Below are 3312 nucleotides of genomic sequence, written 5' to 3'. Positions count from 1 at the left end.
GGCGCGATTGCGTCCAGACCCCTAGCGCCGTTTCCACTCGACTATGAACGCGGAAACGGCTCCAGCCCATTGTTTGCAGAGCAGAGTTACGCTCCCGGCTGTTTCCAGCCATCCGCGATCTGCTCTAGGCGCGCGGCGTCCAAGGGCGGCTCGGCCGCGATCCGCGAGGGCCTGGCCATCAGACCGCCGCGTAACCTCCATCCACCGTCCAGGCCGCGCCGGTGACGAAGCTCGCGCGGTCGGAGCAGAGGAAGGTTACCGCCTGGGCGATCTCCTCCGCCTGGCCCATCCGCGCCAGGGGGACGCGGGCCATGATCCGCTCGCCGCGCCGGCGCATCGAATCCTCGGTCATCGGCGTCTCGATGTAGCCGGGGCAAACGGCGTTGACGCGGATGCCCTCCTCCGCGTGGTCCACGGCCGCCGCCCTGGTCAGCCCGACCACCGCGTGCTTGCTCGCGACATAGGCCGCGGCGGTCGGCAGGCCGAGCAGCCCGGCGATGGAGGCGGTGTTGACGATCGCCCCACCCCCCTGCCTGCGCATCTGCGCCACCTCGTGGCGCAGGCAGCGCCAGACGCCGGTGAGGTTGACGTCGAGAATGCGCTGCCAAGCCTCTGGCGCCAAGTCGGCCGCCTTCACCCCGGCCGCATTCACCTGGAAGGGGGCGATGCCGGCGTTGTTGAAGGCGCAGTCGAGCCCGCCGAAGGCGCTCACCGCGGCGGCGACCATCGCCGCCACCGCCTCCTCCTCGGTGACGTCGCAGGCGATCGCCACCGCCTGTCCGCCCGCCGCCTCGATGGCGCCGACCGTCTCCTGCGCCCGCTCCAGCGTCAGGTCCGCGACCGCGACCCAGGCGCCCTCCCGCGCGAAGGCGAGCGCGGTGGCGCGGCCGATGCCCGAGCCGCCGCCGGTGACCAGCGCCGACTTGCCCTCCAGCAGCCCCGCCACGCTCAGAGGCCCTCCCGTCCCTGCCACTGGGTGGCGAGCCACAGCGCCGCCTGGCGCAGGGTGAGCTCCGAGGCCGGGATGAACTTCCCCATGGTCAGGTAGGCATGGATCTGGTCGGCGACGTGCAGATGGGCGACATGGGTGCCGTCCTCCTCCAGCCGCCGCGCATAGGCGATGCCCTCATCCACCAGCGGATCGTGGCCGCAGGTCATGACGAAGGCGGGCGGCAGGCCGGCCAGGCTCGGCGCGCGCAGCGGCGAGGCGCGCCAGTCGTATTTCTGCATCGGCTCGCCGATGTAGTGGTTGATGAACCAGTGCATGGTGTCGCGGGTGAGGATGTAGCCCTCGGTGAAGCGCTCATAGGCCGGCTTGGCGCCGGCCATGTCGGTCGCGGGGTAGAGCAGAAGCTGCGCGCCCGGCATCGGCACCTGCCCCTCGCGCCCCATCAGGCAGAGCACGGCGGCGAGGTTGCCCCCGGCGCTGTCCCCGCCCACGGCGATGCGCCCGCGGTCGATGCGCAGCCGCGCCGCGTTCTCCGCCACCCAGCGCAGGGCGGCGGCGCTGTCCTCGACCGCGGCGGGGAAGCGGTGCTCGGGCGCGAGGCGGTAGTCCACCGCGACGACGCAGCACTGCGCCGCGTTCGCCAGCACCCGGCAGGGCTGGTCGTGGCTGTCGAGGTCGCCGATCACCCAGCCGCCGCCATGCAGGAAGACGAGGCAGGGCAGTGCGGCGTCCTTCGCGGTGCCCATGCCGCGGTAGCGGCGCAGGCGGATCGGGCCGGCGGGGCCGGGGCAGGTGAGGTCCTCCACCTCCGCCACCTCGGGCGGCTCCGGCTGCAGCACGGCGCGCGACTTCGCCGTGGCCTCCCGCGCCTCGGGCGGGCTCAGCGTCTGGATCGGCGGTCGGCCGAGTTCGCGGATCAGGTCGAGGACGCGCTTGGCGCCGGGGTCGAGCGGCATGGGCATGGGTTCCTCCTTCCCCCTCAGGCGCACCACTCGAGGATGGCGCGCGCCACCTCCTCCGGCCGGTCGAGCTCGGCGAGGTGCCCGGCGCCGGGGATGGTGCGGGTCTCGGTTCGGCCGGCGATGAGGCGGGCGAAGCGCCCGGCGTAGCTCTGCGGCATCAGCCGGTCCTGCTCGCCCCACAGCAGCAGGGTCGGCGCCTGGATCAGGGGCAGGCGCTTCTCCAGCCTGGTGTTGCCGAGCGGCCAGAAGATGCGCGCCGCGGCCTCGGCGGCGCGGGTCTGCTCGATCGGCCATTCCACCGAATTGGCGCCCTCCGGCACCGCCTTCAGCGCCTTCCAGATCTCGGGATCGGCGGTCATCAGGGCGGGCACCGCGTCGGCCCGCTGCGCCCAGGGATCGGCCGGCGGGTCCTTCTCGTCGAACAGGCCGAAGGGCGCGATCAGCGCCAGCCGCCGCACCGCCTGCGGCCACACCGCCGCCATCTCCGCGGCGAAGGAGGCGCCGACCGAACTGCCCGCGAGATCCGCCTCCTCGCCGAGCCCGGCCGCCACCAGCACTTGGCGCACGGCGAGCAGCCAGTCGAGATGCGTGTCGAGCACCGTATGCCCGCGATCCCCGCCCGGGAAGCCGGGCAGCGAGGGCACGATGACGGTGCGCCCCTCGGCCAAGCGGTCGAGGAAGGGCACCCAGCGCGGCAGGCCGCCGAAGCCGGCGAGGAAGCCGATCGGCCGGCCGCTGCCCTTCCTCCAGATGCGGGTGGGAAAGCCGTTGATCTCGACGGTCAGGGTTTCCGGTTCGCTCACGCTGCGCTCCGCGTTGCTGGTGCTGATGCCGGAGGGGGAAGGGGCGGCGCTACTCGGCGGCGAGGCGCGGCCGGAAGGCGGAGGGTGCCGCGCGCTCCGCCGCCTGCATCGGCTGCGGCCACCAGCGGTCCTCCCACTCGGAGAAGAGCGGGCGGAGGCGCGGCATCACCCGCTCCGCGAACAGCCGCGTGTTGTACTGGGTGAGCTTCTTGTCCATGTCGCCGAACTGCATCAGCAGCATCAGGTGGCCGACATGGAGCTCGGTGGCGAGCTGGGTGAGCTGCTCCACCACCTCGTCCGGGCTGCCGATGACGACATAGCCGCGCTCGACGAAGTCGGCCATGGTCAGGCCGCGGTTCGCCTTCTCGCCGGCGATCAGGCTCTGCGCGCTGGCGGCGCGGCGCACCATGCTCTCGAGGCCGGCGCGCTGCGTCGCCTCGGTGGTGTAGCCGGGCGGCGCGGCGAAGCGCGGGTCGATGTGCAGGCAGCGGTTGAAGAAATACTCGGCCGGGCGGGTGTAGAGCGCGACCGCCTGCTCGCGGCTCTCCGCCACCGCCACCACCTGCGCGAAGCCCGCGCGGTAGGGGTTCCGGTCCTT

At 73.0% G+C, this 3312-nt stretch carries 4 protein-coding genes; all 4 read right to left on the bottom strand.

The window, feature by feature from the left end:
- Positions 1 to 178: 178 nt before the first annotated feature.
- Positions 179 to 946, bottom strand: a complete 768-nt coding sequence (locus ET526_RS20875) for an SDR family NAD(P)-dependent oxidoreductase (protein ID WP_135470995.1) — start codon at positions 944 to 946, stop codon at positions 179 to 181.
- Positions 947 to 948: 2 nt separating this feature from the next.
- Positions 949 to 1911 (bottom strand): alpha/beta hydrolase, encoded by a 963-nt coding sequence (locus ET526_RS20870; RefSeq protein WP_135470993.1) that lies wholly within the window; start codon positions 1909 to 1911, stop codon positions 949 to 951.
- A 17-nt stretch (positions 1912 to 1928) separates the two neighbouring features.
- Entirely contained in the window at positions 1929 to 2714 is a 786-nt protein-coding gene (locus ET526_RS20865) for an alpha/beta fold hydrolase (RefSeq protein WP_158295661.1), read from the bottom strand.
- Positions 2715 to 2763: 49 nt separating this feature from the next.
- Positions 2764 to 3312, bottom strand: a 549-nt coding sequence (locus ET526_RS21415; protein ID WP_204623746.1) for a hypothetical protein, incomplete at its 5' end; no start/stop codon positions are given.

This window comes from Crenalkalicoccus roseus (assembly GCF_004761865.1).
GTDB lineage: Bacteria > Pseudomonadota > Alphaproteobacteria > Acetobacterales > Acetobacteraceae > Crenalkalicoccus > Crenalkalicoccus roseus.
The sequence above is the reverse complement of the archived record's forward strand: the minus strand, read 5'-3'. Positions and strand labels throughout refer to the sequence as shown.

Bases quoted from the DNA above. Each gene is read 5' to 3' on its own strand.
- ET526_RS20870 (WP_135470993.1), bottom strand. From the start codon at position 1,911: ATGCCCATGCCGCTCGACCCCGGCGCCAAGCGCGTCCTCGACCTGATC.